Genomic DNA, 17,753 nt, shown 5'->3' with positions numbered 1-17,753 from the left:
CCGGATCGACACGTCACCACCACGCGTTGCGCGTGGCCGGGTCCTTCACCGCCCCGCCGACCTTGGTCCCGGCGGTGTGCTCGGCACCGCTGAGATCGGCTCCGGAGAAGTCGGCGTGTCCGAGGTCGGCGTACTCGAAGTCGGCGCCGGTGAAGGTGGAGCCGGAGAAGTCGGCGCCGCCCAGCTTGGCGCTGTCGAACCGGGCGCCGGTGAAGTCGGCGTGCTCGGCGAACACGAACCCGGCCGTCAGGTCCGCGCGGTACAGCGACGCGCCGGCGAGCGTGGCGCCGGACAGCCCGGTCAGCCCCAGCCGCGCGCCGCTCAGGTTGGCGCTGCTGAGGTCGGAGCCGATCAGCGACATCCCGCTCAGGTCGCCGTCCACCGCCCGCACCTCGCGCAGGCACAGCTGGCGCAGGTCGACGACCATCGGCTCGGGATCCCGGGCGACGTCACGGCGGGTCAGCACCGCGAAGGCGGCCGCCACGTCCGCCGGCGTCGGCGGGCACGGCCTGCCCTCGGTGCGCGGGCTGGTGGAGCGCAGGAACGCGGACAGCACCTCGACCATCGTCGCCTGGTCCCGCGGCGAGTCGACCGCGATCCGCTCCAGCGCGTAGATCCCGCCGAGCCGCCGGTGCAGGTTCTCGGCGCCCTCGGCGCCCAGCTGGTCCACGGCGCGGGTGTACCGGTCGGTGATCTGGCCCTGTCGCGCCACCTCGATCTGGTCGCGCGTGGCCTCCAGCGAGATCGCGGTGAACACCAGCGCGCCGACCGCGGTGACCGTGGTGACCATCCCGCCGATCCGGGACCAGTTGTCCGCCGCGGCGGGGCGCTGCCGGGTTCGCGACCACAGCACCCCGGCCGCGACGAGCGCCACGACGGCCGCTGCCAGGGGCCACCACCTGGTCAGCAACGCCTGCCACGACGTCACGGCGCGGGCCAGCTGCCAGCCGGCCCCGGCGACGGCCAGCACGACGAGAGCGAGCGCCGCCCGCCGGGACCGCCGCCGGTTGCGCAGGTCGCGCTCCCGGCGGCGCAGCGCGTCGCGTGCGAGATCCTCGTCCACGTGCGGTAATCGCCGGAACACGCCCCGATGTAACGTCAGACCCGCGCGGCTTGCCGTCCCGGGGACAGCACCCCGGCGGCGAACGAGGCCACCGCGGCGGTCACGGCGAACACGGTGAACCCGCCGCGGAACCCGTCGAGCGTCTCCGCGACCAGGCTCGCCGCCGCGACGCTCGACACCACCGCCGCTCCCAGCGACGCGCCGAACTCGTGGAACGTGCTCACGATGCCCGACGCGATCCCGGCCTCGTGCGGCTCGACCTGCCCCAGCGCGGTCGCCGACGCCACCACGAACAGCACCCCGGTGCCCGCGCCCGCGACCGCGATGCTGACCGCGACGACCGCGGCGTTCATGACCAGCGCGGGGATCGCCAGGCCGAGCGCGGCCACCAGCAACCCGGCCACGGCCAGCGGGCGCGCGCCGAAGCGGCCGATGACCCGGCCGGTGAGGTTGGCCGCGGCCATCGTCAGCAGCGCGACCGGCAGGAACAGCAACCCGGTCACCAGCGCGCCGAACCCGCGCTCCTGCTGGAAGTAGAAGGTGCCGAGGAAGAACACCGCGACCGTCAGCGCCGTCGCCATGAGGATGAGGAACGTGCCGGTCGCCACCGGACGGCGGACCAGCAGCCGGACGTCCATCAGCGGCGCCCGCGTCCGCCGCTGCCACGCCACGAACAGCACGTAACCGACCGCGGCCGCCAGCACCAGCCAGCCGGTGGTCGCCGTCAGCCACCCCTGGTCACCGGCGTTGATCAAGGCGTAGACCAGCGCCCCGGACGAGGCGGTGACCAGCAGCGCGCCCAGCACGTCCAGCCGTGCGCCCGGGGCCGCGGCCGCGCCGCGCGGCAGCATCCGCGCCAGGGCGGCGACGATGACGAGCCCGATCGGCACGTTGATCCAGAACACCCACGGCCAGCCCGGGCCGGCGGTGAGCAGGCCGCCCAGCAGCACGCCGAGGGCCGCGCCCCCGCCACCCAGCGCCGACCACACACCCAGCGCCTTGTTCCGCTCGTCGCCGTCGAACAGCGCCACGACCAGGGACAACGCCGACGGCGACAACAGCGCGGCGCCGACGCCCTGCGCGATCCGGCCGCCCAGCAGGACGCCGGAGGACCCGGCGAGCCCGGTCGTGAGCGAGGCGAGCGTGAAGATCAGCAGGCCGGCGAGCGCGATCCGCTTGGCGCCGGCGAGGTCGGCGAGCCGGCCGCCGAGCAGCATCAGACCGCCGAAGGTCAGCGTGTACGCGCTGACCACCCAGGTCATCGCCTCGCGGCTCATGCCCAGGTCGGTCTCGATGTGCGGCAGCGCGATCGCCACCACGGTGACGTCGAGGATCAGCATCAGCTGGGCGACGCCGAGGAAGCCGAGGATGCGCCAGCGCAACGGGTGCCCGCCGGGCGCGAAGGAATCCGACATGATCAACTCCGGGTTAACTCGTACGACTCAGTACGACATGCAACCGGCATGCTAACTCGTACATTCCCGTACGAGCTAGACTGTGGGGGTGAGCACCACCGCACGACCGCGCCGGCGGGCCGACGCCGAACGCAGCATCGCCCGGATCGTCACCGCCGCCCGGGAGGTCCTCGGCCGCGATCCGGACGCGAGCATCGACGACATCGTGAAGGCCGCCGGGGTCGGCCGGATGACGCTGTACGGGCACTTCCCGAACCGGGCGGCGCTGGTCGAAGCCGCTCTCGCCGACGCGCTGCGGGACGGGGAGGAGGTGCTGTCCGCGGTCGACCTCGACGGCGACGCGCGGGACGCGCTGGCCCGGTTGATCGTGCCCAGCTGGTCGCTGGTGGCGGAGTCGACGAAGCTGCTGCAGGCCGCCGAGGGGCTGCTGCCCGCGGCCCGGATCCGCGAGCTGCACCGGGAAGCCGCCGGCCGGGTCGAGGACCTGATCCGGCGGGGGCAGCGGCAGGGCGTGTTCCGGACCGACCTGCCGGTGACGTGGCTGGTCAACGTCGTGCACTACGTCCTCAATGGAGCGGCGGAGGAGACCCGCGCCGGGCGGTTGAGCGCCGAGGAAGCGCCGGGCGTGGTGGCCGCGACGGTCCGGTCGTTGCTGGCGGACTTGCCTTGACGTCCGCGTCAACCCGCAGAATCGCGACCGTGTTCACACAAGCAGAACTGGATTACCTTGGCACGCAACGCATCGGACGGCTCGCGACGGTGTCGCCGGGCGGGCAGGTGCAGAACAACCCGGTGAACTTCTTCGTCGACGACGGCACGATCGTGATCGGCGGGCACGCGCTGGGGGCGTCGAAGAAGTTCCGCAACGTCCAGCGGGGCAGCACGGTCGCGTTCGTGGTGGACGACCTGGCGACGGTGGACCCGTGGGTGCCGCGGGGCATCGAGATCCGCGGCACGGCGGCGGCGCTGACCGACCAGGAGCCGCCGGTGCCGTACTTCTCGCGGGAGACCATCAGGATCACCCCGGCGCGGATCATCAGCTGGGGAATCGACGGCCCCCGCGCGAGCCGCGCCGTGTGATCGGTTTGCTGGGGCGCGCCGGCTTCCACGGCCCGGGAGGGTTGTGACCGCTGCCAGGAGCGCCGCGGAGTGCCTGTGGCGCCGGAGGGTGCTGGGACACCGCGGAGTTGGTGGGGCCGGTGCGTGGTGGCTCCCGGAGAGCTGTGGGTGGGCTGGGCGCTGCGGAGTGCTTGGGGCGCTGGACGGTGCTGGGACACCGTGGGTTTGGTGGGGCCGGCGCGTGGTGACTCCGGAGAGCTGTGGGTGGGCTTAGCGCTGCGGAGTGCTTGGGGCGCCGCCGCCTGCGGCGGCGGGCCCCGGGGACCCGCAGGTTGCGGAGGCCAGCCCGTGGGAGCTCCGGGAGGGGCCGCGGGTGCGTAGCGGTCGCCAACCCGCGGCGTTCCGCTCAACCTGCGGCGAATTCCCTTACGCGGCCTGGGTTTCCGTGGTCAGCTCCTCCCATCCCAGCCGGGCGCCGGTCTCGTGTTCCGTGGTGAATCGCTCTTCGCCGAGGGATGTTCGCGTTGTGTGTTCGATCCGGTTCACGTCGGCGCGTTCGGCGGCGGGTAGGGGAGCTCCCACGGAGCGGCGGGCGTGGTCGCTGGCTCCCAGCAGCCTCGCGGCCTGTGCGTGCTCGCCGGCCAGGGCGTGTGCGCCGGCCAGGCCCTCGAGCGCCAGCGCGACCGCCCGGGGGTCCGTGCCGCGCCGCGCGATCTCCAGGCCGCGCCGGTGCCAGGTGAACGCGCCCTCGGCATCGCCGCGCAGCTCGGCCACGAAACCCAGCTCCGCGCACACCAGCGTGTTGCCCGGCTCGTGCTCGACCAGCCCGTGCCAGTCCAGCAGCACCCGCAACTGCCGCTCCGCCTCGTCCAGCGCGCCCTCCCGGCGCGCGCCCAGCGCCAGGCCCGTCCGCGCGTACATCTCGCCCGGCGCGAACCCGCTCTCCACCGCCACCCGCCGCGCCCGCTCGTGCAGCCGCCGCGCCTCCGCGAAATCCCCGGTGAGCAGCGCGGTGCGGCCCAGCCACGACAGCTGGTAGGACACCTCCGGCCACAGCCCCAGCTGCTCGGCCCGCCGCAGGCTCTCGGTGTGCAACCGCTCCGCGTCGGCGTACCGGCCCTCGAACGACGCCAGCGTGCCCAGCACGAACGACGCCTGCACCTGCCCCCACCGGTCGCCGACCGCGGCGAAGATCTCGGCGCTCTCCTCCGCCGCCGCGCGGGCGCGGGCCAGCTCGCCGCGCGCGATCAACTGGCTGGCCGACTCGGCGAGCCCGGCCGCCGTGCCCCAGCGGTCACCCAGCGCGGCGAACCCGTCCAGAGCCGCCCCGGTCAGCTTCGACGCCCCGGCCAGATCCGCGACCGTGCCCAGCACGTACCCGAGGAACCACAGCGCCCGCGACCGCGTCCCCACGTCGGGGATCGTCGCGGCCTCCTCGGCCACCGCCGGGTCGATCCGCCCGCCGGCCAGCACCTCGAGCCCCGCCAGCCACGCCCGCGCGGCGGCCCGCCGGCCCGGTGCCACCTCACCCGGCACCGCCAGGGCCGCCCGCAACGACCGCAGCGCCTCGCCCAGCCGCCCGCGCAGGAACCAGTACCACGCCAGGCTCGTCACCAACCGCAACGCCTCGTCCGCCGCGCACTGCCGGACCAGCGTGTCGAGCGCCGCGCGCAGGTTCGCGGACTCCGCGTCCAGCGTCTCCAGCCAATGGCACTGACCGCTGCGGCGCAGCAACGGATCGGCCCGCTCGGCGAGCGCGGTGTAGTACCGGGCGTGCCGCGACCGCACCGGCTCGGCCTCCTCCGCCTCGGCCAGCCGCTCCAGGCTGTACGCGCGCACCGACTCCAGCAACCGGTACCGCGGGCCCAGCTCCCCGTGCTCGCACACCACCAGGGACCGGTCGACCAGCCGCCCCAGCACATCGACGACCGCGCCCGGCTCGCCCCCGCAGACCTCCTCGGCGGCCTCCAGCCCGCATCCTTCGGCGTGCACCGCGAGCCGCCGCAGCACCAGACGCTCCGAAGTGGACAGCAGCTCCCAGCTCCAGTCGATCATCGCGCGCAGGGTGCGCTGCCGCGCGGGCGCGTCGCGAGCACCGGTGGCGAGCAACCGGAACCGGTCGTCCAGGCGCGCGAGCAGCTCGTGCACCCCCAGCGCCCGCACCCGTGTGGCCGCGAGCTCCAGCGCCAGCGGCAGCCCGTCGAGGGTGCGGCAGATCGCGGCGACAGCGTGCACGTTCCCTTCGGTGAGCGCGAACCCTGGCGCGGCGGCCGCCGCCCGCGCGACGAACAGCCGCACCGCGCTGAACTCGCGCACCGACGGCAGCACCTCCGCGGCCGGCCGCTCCGGATCGGCGTGGCCCGCGGCGGGGATGCCCAGCGGCGGCACTGTCCACAGTGTCTCGCCGGTGAGCCCGAGCGGTTCCCGGCTCGTGGCGAGGATCCGCAAATCCGGCGCCGCGGCCAGTAGCCGGGCCGCCAGCGCGGCGACGGGCTCGACGAGGTGCTCGCAGTTGTCCAGCACCAGCAGCGTCCGGCGGTCCCGCACCGCGTCCGCCAGCCGCGCCGTCAGGTCACCGGCGTCGTCCCGCACCCCGAGCACCGCGGCCACGGCTTCGGCGGGCTGCGCCGGGCCGTGCTCGTCCAGCCCCGCCAGCTCCACCAGCCACACCCCGTCGGGCACGGTCAGCCCGGCCGCGATCTCCAGCGCCAGCCGGGTCTTCCCGACGCCGCCCGGACCGGTGAGCGTCACCAGACGCGACCGGTCCAGCAGCTGCCGGACCTCGCGCACCGCCGCCTCACGGCCGACCAGATCCGTCAGCGGCACCGGCAGGTTCGACCGCGCGGCCGCCGCGGGCGGCGGGTCCAGCGCCGGGTCCTGCCGCAGGATCGCCTGCTGCAGCTCGGCCAGCTCGTGCCCCGGCTCCAGGCCCAGCTCGTCGGCCAGCCGCTCCCGCAGATCCGTGTAGGAGGCGAGCGCCTCGCTCTGCCGCCCCGACCGGTACAACGCCCGCATCTGCAGCGCGCGCAGCCTCTCACGCAACGGGTGTTCGGCCACGAGATCAGTCAGCTCACCCGCCAGCTCCGCGTGCTCGCCCAGCGCCAGCCGCGCCTGCGCCAGCTCCTCGACGGCGGCCAGCCGCTCCTCCTCCAGCCGCTGCGCGTACCCGGCCGCGAACGGCTCGTCCGCGAAATCCGCCAGCGCCGGCCCCCGCCACAGCGCCAGCGCCTCCCGCAGCAACGCGGCCGTGCGCGCCGGATCCCCGCCCGCCTTGACCCGCCCCACCAGCGCGCGGAACCGGCGGGCGTCCACCGCGTCCTCCGGCGCCCGCAACGCGTAGCCCGGCGGCTGCCGCACCACCAGCTCACGGGCACCCGGCTCGGCCCGCTCGAGCGTGCGGCGCAGCTGCGAGATCTTCGTCTGCAACGTGTTGGCCGGGTTGCCCGGCAGCCGCTCGCTCCACAGGTCGTCGGCCAGGCGCGCCACCGGGACCGGCCTGCCCTCGTGCACGAGCAGGTCGGCCAGCAGTGCGCGCACCTTGGCCTCCGGCACCGCCACGGCGGCACCGTCGGACGCCTGCACGGCGAGCGGACCCAGCACGGAAAACCTCACGGAAGCGACAGTAGCGGGGACCACCGACAGAAAACCGTGCGCGAACCGTGCGCGGCCCCCGGCACGGTGATCACATGACCACAGACAAGCCATCCGTCACGGTGCTCGGCCTCGGCGCCATGGGCACCGCGCTCGCCGGAGCGCTGCTGTCCGCGGGTCACCCGGTGACCGTGTGGAACCGGACCGCGGCCAAGGCCGACGCCCTCGTCGAACGGGGCGCCGCGCGGGCCACCAGCCCCGCGGAGGCCGTCGCCGCGAGCCAGGTCGTCGTCGCGTGCCTGCTCGACTACGACTCCGTCCGCGAGGTGCTCGACCCCGAGTCGCTGCGCGGCCGCACCCTCGTCAACCTCACCAACGGCACGCCCGGCCAGGCGCGCCGGTTCGCCGAGTGGGCGGCCTGCCAGGGCGCCGACTACCTCGACGGCGGCATCATGGCGGTGCCGCCGATGATCGGCACCCCGGCGGCGTTCGTGCTCTACAGCGGATCGGCCACCGCGTTCGACCGCGCCCGCCCCGCGCTGAACACATTCGGCGAAAGCGTCTTCCTCGGCGAGGCGGTCGGCCGCGCCGCGCTGACCGACATCGCGCTGCTCACCGGCATGTACGGGATGATCGCCGGCGTCCTGCAGGCGTTCGCGCTCGTCACCGCAGACGGGACGCCCGCCACCGACTTCGCACCGCTGCTCACCCGCTGGCTCAACGCCATGAGTGGCTGGGCGGACGGCGCCGCGAAGCAGCTCGACAGCCGCGACTACGCCACCGGCGTCGTGTCGAACCTCGGCATGCAGGCGGCCAGTTTCGGCAACCTCCACCACACCGCCGACGAGCAGGGCGTCAGCTCCGAACTGCTCGCCCCGCTCGGCCGGCTCATGCGGCAGCGCGCCGCCGACGGGCACGGCCACGAGGACCTCACCGGAATCATCGAAATCCTCAGGAAGGACGACAACGCATGACCAGCGCGAGCCTGATCGGCCTGGGCCCGATGGGCCAGGCCATGGTGCGGGTGCTGCTCGACCACGGCACCGACGTCACCGTGTGGAACCGCACGAAGAGCCGCGCCGACGACGTCGTCGCCCGCGGCGCCGTGCTCGCCGCCACCCCCGCGGAGGCGGTGAAGGCGGCCGAGCTGGTGATCCTCAGCCTCACCGACTACCAGGCGATGTACGACGTGCTCGGCGACGCCGGCGAGGCGCTGGCCGGACGCGTCGTGGTGAACCTCAGCTCGGACACCCCGCGGCGCACCCGGGAAGCCGCCGCGTGGCTGGCCGAACGTGGCGCGACCCTGGTGGCCGGCGGGATCATGGTCCCGGCGCCGCTCGTCGGCGCGGAGGCGTCCTACGTCTTCTACAGCGGGCCCCGCGACGTCTTCCAGGCGCACGAACCGGTGCTGCGGCACATCGGACGGCCGGAGTACCTGGGGGAGGACCACGGCCTGGCGCAGCTGTTCTACCAGGCCGCGCTGACGATCTTCCTCACCTCGCTGTCGGCCTACCTGCAGGCGTTCGCGCTGCTGGAGGCCGAGGGCGCGGAGCCGGAGCGGCTGGTCCCGTTCGCGAAGGAGGCCGCGGGGCTGGGGGCGACCTACCTGGACGAGACGGTGGCCAACATCCGGGCGCGCACCTACCCCGGCGCGCTGAGCACGGCCACCATGATGGGCGCAACCGCCGACCACATCGCGCAGGCCAGCCGGGACGCCGGCGTGGATCTCGCCCTGCCCGAAGCCGTCAAGTCCCAGTACGACCGCGCGATCGCCGCGGGCCACGGCCGGGACAACTGGACCAGCCTGTGGGAGGTCGTCGCCAAGCCCCGGTGACGAATTTTCGCGGGGGTTGTCGAATCCGGCGGTGCTCGATCGATGTCTTGAGGACAGCAACGCCGGATTTCACGAAGGAGCACTCCATGCGCACCCTGATCACCACCGCGTTCGTCTCGCTCGACGGTGTCGTCGAAGGCCCCGGCGGGGAGCCGGGCTACCGGCACTCCGGCTGGACCTTCCAGGGCATCGAGTTCGACCCGGCGGCCTACGAGATCAAGGGCCGCGAGCAGGGCGAGGCCACCGCGATGCTGCTGGGCCGGGTCAGCTACCAGGCGTTCGCCCCGGTCTGGCCCGGCATGACCCAGGAGTTCCCCGGCTACAACGCGATGCCGAAGTACGTCGTGTCCACCACCCTCAAGGAGGAGGACCTGGTCACGAACTGGGGCGAGATCACCATCCTGCGTTCGCTGGACGACGTGGCGGCCCTGAAGGAGACCGAGGGCGGGCCGATCATCGTCCACGGCAGCGCGGCGCTCAACCGCGGCCTCGCCGACGCGGGCCTGATCGACCGCTACCACCTGCTGCTGTTCCCGGTCCTGCTCGGCGCGGGCAAGCGCCTGTTCAGCGACACCGACAAGGACAAGCAGAGCCTGCGGCTCGTCGAGAGCGAGTCCTACTCGAACGGGATCCAGAAGCTGGTCTACGACGTGGTCCGCTGATCCCGGAGCGGGCCGGCCGTCGCTTCGGCGGCCGGCCCCGCACGTGTCGCGCTCGTGCGGGCGGGCCGCCGTCGACGTCGAGTGTCCACCTACTGGTGGACGTGCCGGCCGTAGGGCACGGCGCTGACCAGCGTCACCCGCACCGTTGCGCCGCTGGGGACCTGGTAGGTCCGGGACTCGCCCTGGCGGGCGCCGGTCAGCGCGCGGCCCAGCGGGGAGTCGGGGGAGTAGACCTCCAGGTCGTCGCTCGCGCCGTCGCGGACGCCGAGCAGGAAGGTTTCCGTCTCGGGGTCGTCCTCGAACCGGACGGTCAGCACCATGCCCGGCTCGGCGATGCCGTCGTCGGGCGGAGTCTGCCCCACGACGGCGCGGCGCAGCAGGTCCTCCAGCTCGCGCGTGCGCGTTTTCCGTTGCCGTAGCCCGGCTTCGTCCGGCTCCTCGCCGGCCGGGGCGCGCAGCGCGGCCAGTTCCTCGCGCAGGCGCGCGTACGCTTCCTCGGTCAGCCACACGGTGTCCATCGGGTTTCCTCGTTCGTTCGGCCGGGCGGCGGTGCGCCGCCGGAGCAGGGTGGCGTTCGCGTCGTCGGCGAAGCCGGCCGCGACGCGCAGCAGGATGTCCCGTTCCACGCGCAGCAACGCGTTCTCCGCGCGGAGGAACTCCAGGTCCTCTGTGGATCCCATCGGCGGGCTCACCGCAGCGGGTCGAACGGCCGCAGGGATTCCGGCTGTTTGCCGGTGACGATGTGCTCGGCGAGCAGCTTCCCGGTGACCGGCCCCTGGGTGAAGCCCCACATGCCGTGCCCGCCCGCGACGAACACGCCCGGTTCGGTGGTGGCGCCGATGACCGGGAGGCCGTCGCTGCTGACCGGCCGCGGGCCCACCCAGGTGTCGCCGCGCTCGTCCCAGCGCACGCCCTCGAAGAACGGGGCCGCCGACCGGACGATCGCCTGCACGCGCCGCTCGTCGGGCGGGTCGTCGGGCCCGCGGAACTCCATCGTCCCGGCCACCCGCATCGCGTCCCGGTAGGGCGTGCACGCGACGCGCACGGTGGGCAGGTACACGGGTTGCCGCAGGGGCGTCTCCGTCGGGACCGTGAAGGAGTAGCCGCGCCCGGCGCGCACCGGCACGCGCACGCCGAGTTTGCCGGCCAGACGGCTGATCCACGCGCCCGTCGCCAGCACGGCGACGTTCGCCGAGAAGCTCACGTTGTCCCGCGACACGACTGTCACCGCGTGCCGGTGGTAGCGGATCGACCGCACGTCGAACCCGGCGCGGATGGTGCCGCCGCGGTGGCGCACCGAATCGGCCAGCGCCCGCACGAACCGGCCGGGGTCGGCGTACCGCTGGCCGGACAGCTCGATCCCGGCCCCGGCCCGGTCGGACAGTTGCGGCAGTCGCGCGCGGACCTCGCTCGCGGTCAGTCCGGTGTGGTCGGCCCGGGCCCCGGCCGCGGTGAAGCGCCGCAGCTCGGCGAGCAGGGCCCCGGCCGCGCCGGCCGATTCGAACACCGCCGTGACCGGGGCCTCGACGGTCGTGGCCGTCACGCCGCCGCGGGTCAGGGTGTCGAAGGCGTCGAGGCAGTCGTCGTTGAGCGCCAGGTTGGCGGTCACCACCCGGCGCCACGCGGGCCAGGTGCAGTGGGCGGCGAACCGCAGCAGGAACGACCACAGCGCCGGGTCGGCGGTTCGCGGCACGTACAGCGGGGCGTCCCGCTGCAGGAGCGAGGTGAGCCCGGCGCGCCGCACGCCCGGTTCGTTGAGCGGGATCGCCAGGCCCGGCGAAAGCCAGCCCGCGTTGCCCCACGACGCGCCCGCGGCGACACCGGTGCGGTCCAGCACGGTCACCCGCACCCCGTGTTCCTGCAGGAACCAGGCCGTCGACAGCCCGACGATCCCGGCGCCGACCACGACGGCGGACCGTGGTCCCGCACCTCGAGCGGCCTCGTTCACCGCAACCTCCCTGACTCGGCGTTCCGTCCCGAGCATCGCTCCGCCGGCCGGGGAGCACGGTGTCCCAAACGCACAATTTGCCGGGTTGGGCTTGTAGGATTCGCACATGGTCAAGCTCGACCGTCTGATCACGATCCTCGGCACCTACGGCGCGCGGCTGCTCGGGTCCGCCGACCGTGAGGTCGAGCTGCGCAGCGTCGCCCTGCACGACCCGGTGCGGCAGGAGTCCGGGGTGGGCGACATCTTCCTCGCCGTCGGCGTGCCCACGGTGTCCGAGGCGATCCGGCTCGCGCGCCAGGCCCGGGCGGTGGTGGTGGTCGTGCGCACCACCGAAGCCCCCGCGCCCGCCGCGGACGGCATCGCCGTGCTGGTGGTGGAGCCGAGCGTGTCCTGGAGCCAGGTCGCCGGCGTGGTCTACGGGCTCGTGCTGGAGGGCCGCGAGACCGAGTCCGGCCGCGGCCCGGCCGACCTGTCCGCCCTGGCCGACACCATCGCCGCCGCGGTGGGCGGGCCGGTCACCATCGAGGACCAGTCCTCCCGCGTGATGGCCTACTCCAGCGAGCAGCACGAGGCCGATCCGGTGCGGCAGGACACCATCCTGGGCCGCCGCGTGCCGGACCGGGTGCGGGCGCTGTTCGAGCGGCAGGGCGTGTTCACCCACCTCGCCCGCTCCGATGAGCCGCTGTTCGTGCCGGCCTCACCCGAGCACGGGCTGCACGGCCGCTCGGTCGTCGCGGTGCGCGCCGGCCGGGAACTGCTGGGGTCGGTGTGGGTGTCGTGCACCGCGCCGCTGGACGCCACGCGGGCGCGCATCCTCACCGACGGGGCGCGCACGGTCGCGCTGCACCTGCTGCGCTGGCGGGTCAGCGCGGACCTGGAGCGGCAGGTGGAGTCCGAGCTGGTCATCCAGCTCCTCGAAGGCGATCCGGACGCCGACGCGGTGATCCGGAAGCTCGGCCTGCCCGCATCCGGCCTGCGGGTCGTCGCGGTGCAGGCGCACACCGCGGCCGAGCGCAACGCCGGTCTGCTGCTCGCGTTCGAGCGCGCCACGACCGGGTTCGGGTGGTCGCGGGTCGGGCGCAGCACCCTGTTCGGCAACACCGTCTACACCGTGCTGCCCGCCGCCGATCCGGCGCCGGCGTTCCACTGGGTGCGGCAACTCGTCACCGGCCTGCCCGCGCACCTGCGGATCGTGGCCGGCGTGTCCGGGGAGTGCGAGGTCGCGGAGCTGCCGGCCGGGCGCCGCGAGTCCGACGAGTGCCTGACGTTGCACGACCGGCTCGGCCACGGGGAAGCCGTGTGCTACGACGATTCCTGGCACCAGGTGCTCTTGCAGCGCTTGCGTTCGGCGGCGGCGACCGGCCGGATTCCGGCCCGCGGCCCGGTGGCACGGTTGGCCGAACACGACGCCGTGCACGGCACCGAACTGCTCCCGACGCTGCGCGCGTGGCTGGAGGCGCAGGGCGACTTGGCCCGCGCCGCCGCCGCGCTGGACGTCCACCAGAACACGGTGCGCAACCGCTTGCGCCGCACCACGGCGGCGGTGCCCGGCCTGGACCTCACCGATCCGGCCCGGCGGCTGGCGATGCTGATCGCGCTGGCCGTGCACGAGTAGTTCAGCAGCAGTGCTCGCCGCGCCAGGCTTCGCGGCCCTCCTTGACCGCGACCGCGGCGATGACCAGCGCGACGACCGGGTCCGCCCACGACCAGCCGAACAGCGAGTTGAGCAGCAGCCCCGCCAGCAGCACGCCGGACAGGTAGGTGCAGAGCAGGGTCTGCTTGGAGTCGGCGACCGCGCTGGCGGAGCCGAGTTCCCGGCCGGCGCGCCGCTGGGCGTAGGACAGGACCGGCATGACCAGCAGCGACGCCGCGGCCAGCGCGATCCCGACGGTGGAGTGCTCGGCCGCATCTGCGCCGACCAAGCTGCGCGCGGTTCGACGGTGACGTAGGCGGCCAGCGCGAAGAACGACACCGCGATCACCTTCAGCGCGGTGCGTTCCCGGGCGTGGAGATCGGCGCCGGAGAACTGCCAGGCCACGGCGGCGGCCGAGGCGACCTCGATCACCGAGTCCAGCCCGAAGCCGACCAGCGCGGTCGAGGAGGCGACGGTGCCGGCCGAGATGGCGACGACGGCCTCGACGACGTTGTAGGTGATGGTGGCGGCGACCAGCAGCCGGACGCGGCGCTCGAGAGTGCTCCGCCGTTCGGTGGCGGAGCAGGTGTCCGGTGGGGTGACGGGCAGGTGGAGCGGGTCGGTCATGGAGTCGCCTCCGCTCTGCGTGTGGCGCCGAGCAGCAGCGAACAGTACAGCCAGCGCTGACCTGACGGCAACGGTCACCTCCGGCGGGCGGTGGCCGGTGCGCGCAGCGCGTCCGGGTGACCACTCTTTACAGTCATGTCCGGTTTGCCTGATACTGGCTCGCGAGGGGAGTACTTCCCAAGGTCCTGGCCGGTCAGTACGGACACCCGGCGTGTCCCCGGCGGGGCGCCCGCTGACAGCGGGTGAAGGAGACCTCGGACGCTGACCGTGTTCGAGGAGGCCTCGCCATGCCACACCCCGTCGTTGTCGTTGCCGCGCCCACGTCGTCGATCGGCACACCCTGGCTGTGGGGGATCAGCATCGCCGTGCTGCTGGCCCTGCTGGTGACCGACTTCCTGGTCACCCGGCGGCCGCACGAGGTGTCCCTGCGCGAGGCCGCCGGGTGGTCGGTGTTCTACCTGACCCTGCCGCTGCTGTTCGCGCTGTGGTTGTGGACCGCGTTCGGCGGGCCGCAGGCGCTGGAGTTCGCCACCGGGTTCGTCGTCGAGAAGTCGCTGTCGGTCGACAACCTGTTCGTCTTCATGTTGCTGCTGGCGGCGTTCGCCGTCCCGGTCGAGGTGCAGCAGCGGGTGCTGCTCTACGGGATCGTCGGCGCGCTGGTGCTGCGGGGCGTCTTCATCGCCGCCGGTGCGGCGCTGCTGCAGGCCGGGACGTGGGCCTTCCTGGTGTTCGGCGCGATCCTGTTCGCCTCGGCGGTCAAGATCCTGCACGAGGCGCTGCGCGGCCCGGAAGTCGACCGCGACGTGTCGCGGATGCGGTCGGTCCGGCTGCTGCGCAAGCTGATGCCGGTGACCGACGACTACCGCGGCACGCGCCTGGTGGTCCGCGAACAGGGGCGCCGCGCCCTGACGCCGCTGACGCTCGTGGTGGTGGCCGTCTTCGCCACGGACGTGGTCTTCGCGGTCGACTCGGTGCCCGCGGTCTACGGCATCACCGAGGACCCGTTCCTCGTCTTCACCACGAACGCCTTCGCGCTGCTCGGCCTGCGCGCGCTGTACTTCGTGCTGCACACCGCGCTGGCCAAGCTCACGCACCTCAACCACGGCCTGGCCGTGATCCTGGCCTTCATCGGGGTCAAGCTGGTGCTGCACTGGGCGCACGAGGTGTGGCCGGGGGTGCCGACCATCCCGACGCCGGTCTCGCTGCTGGTGATCGTGCTGATCCTGGCCACGGTCACGGTGACCAGCCTGCGATCGCGCTCGCGCCGTGAGGAACCGGCCACGCGGAGCCGATCATGACCGACGCGCTGGTGGACGCCGGCCTCCTCGCGCTGCTCGTGGCCGCAACGATCATCACGGCGGCGGTGCTGATCGCCGCCCGGCCACCCCGCTGACCGGGCGGCGCCGAGCGCTCAGTAGATGTTCGTGTCCGTGAACGAGCTCTCGTGGCTGTTGATCTGCGCCCGCAGCGCGATCTGGTCGAACACGCGGATCTCGCGCGTGATGCGGCCGCCCTGCACCAGGAACTGCGACACCCCGATCAGGTCGACCGGCTGCCCCGTCAGCGGCCCGAACTCCGGCACGCCCCGGTAGGAGCCCTTCATCACCCACAGCACCGCGATCCGCAGCCCGGCGTACCGCTCCGCGTCGTTGGTCTGGATGTCGCGCACCTCGAACCGCGCGTCCGGGAACGGGGCGACCTGGGTGAGCAGGTCGCGCTGGTAGCCGTCCGGGCGGAGGACCGTCCGGTCGCCGATCGTGTGCAGGAACAGATCGCGCGGCATGAAGTCGGTGACCTTGTGCAGCCGGCGCGAGTTCCACACCTCCTCGATGAACTCCAGCACCATCTCGCACTCCGGCCGGTGGTCGTCCGGGCGCGGGCCGCTGTCGCCCGCCGTCAGGACGTCCGCCGGGGCCGGCTTGGTCATCGAGCCCTCGTAGCCGCGGAACCGCAGGCCCCGCGCCACCTCCGCCGGGTCCAGCCCGAGCTGCAGGCAGTCGGCGAGGTCGTCACGCACGACCCACTCCTCCACCATCCGCCCGCGGCGGTAGAGGCAGTTGGCGATGGTGCGCTTGCGGATCGGCGTCGGCACGCCGTTCACGATGTGCGTGTCCGCGGAGAACACCAGGTGCGAGCTGAGGAAGGCGTCGTCGCCGCGGGCCTCCCACACCACGTCCTCGGCCTGGCCCACGTGCTGCGGCACCTGCGCGATCCGCATCAGGCTGCCTTCGATCACCCCGTCCCGGCCGACCACCGTGCCCAGGCCGCCGTGGACGATCGAGTCCGGCTCGTAGTTGTCGACGATGTAGGAGATGTCGCGCTGGACCCAGATCCGGTCGGTGACCTCGCGGATGAAGTCGTCCGGGTCCTCGTAGGGCTGGTAGGCGACCGGATCGAGGGGCATGAGGGGTCCTTTCCGTGCAGGGGACGGGCACGCCGACTGTATCCGTATGCATGATCGACGGCAAGAGCGGACATCCCGCTGTGATCTGCGTCTTGACCGCACCTCACGACCGACCTATGTTGCTCTCCATACGTATGCAAACGGCTCAGCCGTTGTGGCACAATGGAGGTGTCATGTCCACCGTCGCGCCGACCACCGCCGCGCCCGCCGACGCGCCCGGACGCCGGAAGGTGATCCGCCGCACCATCGTCGCGGGCAGTATCGGCAACTTCGTCGAACAGTTCGACTACGGGTTGTACGGCTACATGGCGCCCGTCCTCGCCGCCTCGTTCTTCCCGGCGAGCGACCACACGGCCAGTGTGCTGAGCGCCTACGCGGTGATCGCGATCGCGTGCCTGGTCCGCCCGCTCGGCGGGACCATCCTCGGCCGGTGGGGCGACCGGTTCGGCCGCAAGCGGGTTCTGCTGTGGACGGTCGTGTTCATGGGCATCTCCACGGCCCTGATCGGCGTGCTGCCCACCTACCACCAGATCGGGCTGGCCGCGCCGGTGATCCTGCTGTTGCTGCGGGTCGTGCAGGGCATGGTCGCCGGCGGCGAGTACGTCGGCGCGGTCGCGTTCGTGGTCGAGTGGGCCGAGCCGCGCCGCCGCGGGTTCTACACCTCCTTCGCGTCCAACAGCTGCTTCTTCGGCATCCTCGCCGGCGCCGGCGTCGCCGCGCTGATGAGCGCGGTGTTCACCGACGAGGCGCTGCACAGCTGGGGCTGGCGCATCCCGTTCCTGGCGGTCCTGCCGCTGTGCCTGATCGGGGTCTGGCTGCGCAGCCGGATCGAGGAGTCGCCGGAGTTCGTCGCCGCCACCGACCACGGCACCAACGTCGTCGCCGCGCCGTTCCGCGAGGCCCTGCGGTCCCAGTGGCGCCCGATCCTGGTGTTCTGCGGCGCCTCCATCATGCTGGCGATCCTGTCCTACACCTGGGTCACCTTCTACCCGGAGTACCTGTCCGACACGCTCGGCCTGCCCAAGTCGGCGGCCTGGCTGTCCAACATGATCTCGGTCGCCGTGCTGATCCCGCTGCTGCCGCTGGCCGGCGCGATCTCCGACCGGATCGGGCGCAAGCCGATGCTGATCACCGGCGCGCTGTGCTGCATCTTCCTGGTGCCGCTGGCGTTCTGGGTCGGCCAGTCGGGCACCTTCGGCGGCGCGGTCGCCAGCCAGCTGATCTACATCATCCCGGAGTTCTTCCTGACCGGCATCGTCACCGTGTGCGCGGCGGAGCTGTTCGCCACCCGCACCCGGTTCAGCGCCAGCTCGATCGCCTACAACAGCTCGTTCTCGATCTTCATGGGCATCACGCCGTTCGTCGCGACGCTGCTGGTGTCGACCTTCGGCACGATCTACGCCGTGTGGGTCTACCTGGCGGTGGCGGCGGTGCTGGCGCTGGTGGTGATCACCTTCTTCATGAAGGAGACCTTCCGCAGCGAGCTGTCGGCCGACAAGTTCGCGCGCTGAGTTCCT

At 73.1% G+C, this 17,753-nt stretch carries 14 protein-coding genes and 1 pseudogene; 8 read left to right on the top strand and 7 right to left on the bottom strand.

Going from position 1 to position 17,753, the window contains the following annotated elements; genetic code table 11:
* Nucleotides 1-13: 13 nt before the first annotated feature.
* The gene (locus IE290_RS11070; RefSeq protein WP_191244458.1) at nucleotides 14-1,063 is read right to left on the bottom strand and encodes a pentapeptide repeat-containing protein; all 1,050 of its coding nucleotides are present in this window, start codon (nucleotides 1,061-1,063) and stop codon (nucleotides 14-16) included.
* Between the two features lie 35 nt (nucleotides 1,064-1,098).
* Nucleotides 1,099-2,478, bottom strand: a complete 1,380-nt coding sequence (locus IE290_RS11065) for an MFS transporter (RefSeq protein ID WP_191244457.1) — start codon at nucleotides 2,476-2,478, stop codon at nucleotides 1,099-1,101.
* 88 nt (nucleotides 2,479-2,566) lie between these two features.
* Here IE290_RS11065 and IE290_RS11060 point away from each other — a divergent pair, with 88 nt between their 5' ends.
* Together IE290_RS11060 and IE290_RS11055 are read left to right on the top strand one after the other, a co-directional pair.
* Nucleotides 2,567-3,148: a TetR/AcrR family transcriptional regulator gene (locus tag IE290_RS11060; RefSeq protein WP_191244456.1), complete on the top strand. Its 582-nt coding sequence runs from the start codon at nucleotides 2,567-2,569 to the stop codon at nucleotides 3,146-3,148.
* A gap of 29 nt (nucleotides 3,149-3,177) precedes the next feature.
* The gene (locus IE290_RS11055) at nucleotides 3,178-3,558 is read left to right on the top strand and encodes a PPOX class F420-dependent oxidoreductase (protein ID WP_191244455.1); all 381 of its coding nucleotides are present in this window, start codon (nucleotides 3,178-3,180) and stop codon (nucleotides 3,556-3,558) included.
* A gap of 405 nt (nucleotides 3,559-3,963) precedes the next feature.
* Here the strand turns inward: IE290_RS11055 and IE290_RS11050 are convergent, their stop codons facing one another.
* Nucleotides 3,964-7,149, bottom strand: coding sequence for an AfsR/SARP family transcriptional regulator (locus tag IE290_RS11050; protein WP_191244454.1), 3,186 nt, complete (start codon nucleotides 7,147-7,149; stop codon nucleotides 3,964-3,966).
* 74 nt (nucleotides 7,150-7,223) lie between these two features.
* Between IE290_RS11050 and IE290_RS11045 the strand changes: the two genes are divergently transcribed.
* The 3 genes from IE290_RS11045 to IE290_RS11035 all read left to right on the top strand — a co-directional run bounded on the left by IE290_RS11045 (nucleotide 7,224) and on the right by IE290_RS11035 (nucleotide 9,624).
* Nucleotides 7,224-8,102 carry an NAD(P)-dependent oxidoreductase gene (locus IE290_RS11045; RefSeq protein WP_191244453.1) on the top strand — a complete coding sequence of 293 codons (879 nt, stop codon included), beginning with the start codon at nucleotides 7,224-7,226 and terminating at the stop codon, nucleotides 8,100-8,102.
* Nucleotides 8,099-8,962: an NAD(P)-dependent oxidoreductase gene (locus IE290_RS11040; protein ID WP_191244452.1), complete on the top strand. Its 864-nt coding sequence runs from the start codon at nucleotides 8,099-8,101 to the stop codon at nucleotides 8,960-8,962. Before IE290_RS11045 ends, IE290_RS11040 begins: the two co-directional genes overlap by 4 nt.
* Nucleotides 8,963-9,048: 86 nt before the next feature.
* Complete coding sequence (locus tag IE290_RS11035; protein WP_191244451.1) at nucleotides 9,049-9,624, top strand: dihydrofolate reductase family protein; 576 nt, start codon at nucleotides 9,049-9,051, stop codon at nucleotides 9,622-9,624.
* Between the two features lie 89 nt (nucleotides 9,625-9,713).
* Here IE290_RS11035 and IE290_RS11030 read toward each other — a convergent pair whose 3' ends face one another.
* Complete coding sequence (locus IE290_RS11030) at nucleotides 9,714-10,304, bottom strand: GreA/GreB family elongation factor (protein ID WP_191244450.1); 591 nt, start codon at nucleotides 10,302-10,304, stop codon at nucleotides 9,714-9,716.
* Between the two features lie 8 nt (nucleotides 10,305-10,312).
* Nucleotides 10,313-11,608, bottom strand: coding sequence for an NAD(P)/FAD-dependent oxidoreductase (locus IE290_RS11025; protein ID WP_191244449.1), 1,296 nt, complete (start codon nucleotides 11,606-11,608; stop codon nucleotides 10,313-10,315).
* A gap of 70 nt (nucleotides 11,609-11,678) precedes the next feature.
* On the opposite strand from IE290_RS11025, the gene IE290_RS11020 reads away from it, so the two are divergent.
* A complete protein-coding gene (locus IE290_RS11020; RefSeq protein WP_191244448.1) occupies nucleotides 11,679-13,187 on the top strand; it encodes a PucR family transcriptional regulator in 1,509 nt (502 codons plus the stop codon).
* A gap of 1 nt (nucleotide 13,188) precedes the next feature.
* Here the strand turns inward: IE290_RS11020 and IE290_RS11015 are convergent.
* Nucleotides 13,189-13,832, bottom strand: a pseudogene (locus IE290_RS11015) (cation efflux transmembrane domain-containing protein).
* 287 nt (nucleotides 13,833-14,119) lie between these two features.
* Here IE290_RS11015 and IE290_RS11010 point away from each other — a divergent pair.
* The gene (locus IE290_RS11010) at nucleotides 14,120-15,130 is read left to right on the top strand and encodes a TerC/Alx family metal homeostasis membrane protein (protein ID WP_191244447.1); all 1,011 of its coding nucleotides are present in this window, start codon (nucleotides 14,120-14,122) and stop codon (nucleotides 15,128-15,130) included.
* A gap of 113 nt (nucleotides 15,131-15,243) precedes the next feature.
* On the opposite strand, the gene IE290_RS11005 is transcribed toward IE290_RS11010, so the two are convergent.
* Entirely contained in the window at nucleotides 15,244-16,236 is a 993-nt protein-coding gene (locus IE290_RS11005; RefSeq protein WP_191244446.1) for a nuclear transport factor 2 family protein, read from the bottom strand.
* Between the two features lie 173 nt (nucleotides 16,237-16,409).
* Between IE290_RS11005 and IE290_RS11000 the strand changes: the two genes are divergently transcribed.
* Entirely contained in the window at nucleotides 16,410-17,747 is a 1,338-nt protein-coding gene (locus IE290_RS11000) for an MFS transporter (RefSeq protein WP_191244445.1), read from the top strand.
* The last annotated feature ends 6 nt before the right edge of the window (nucleotides 17,748-17,753 follow it).

Source organism: Amycolatopsis deserti, assembly GCF_014653945.1.
Lineage (GTDB): Bacteria > Actinomycetota > Actinomycetes > Mycobacteriales > Pseudonocardiaceae > Amycolatopsis_E > Amycolatopsis_E deserti.
Note: the sequence above shows the minus strand (reverse complement) of the source record. Positions and strands in the feature narration are given on the sequence as shown.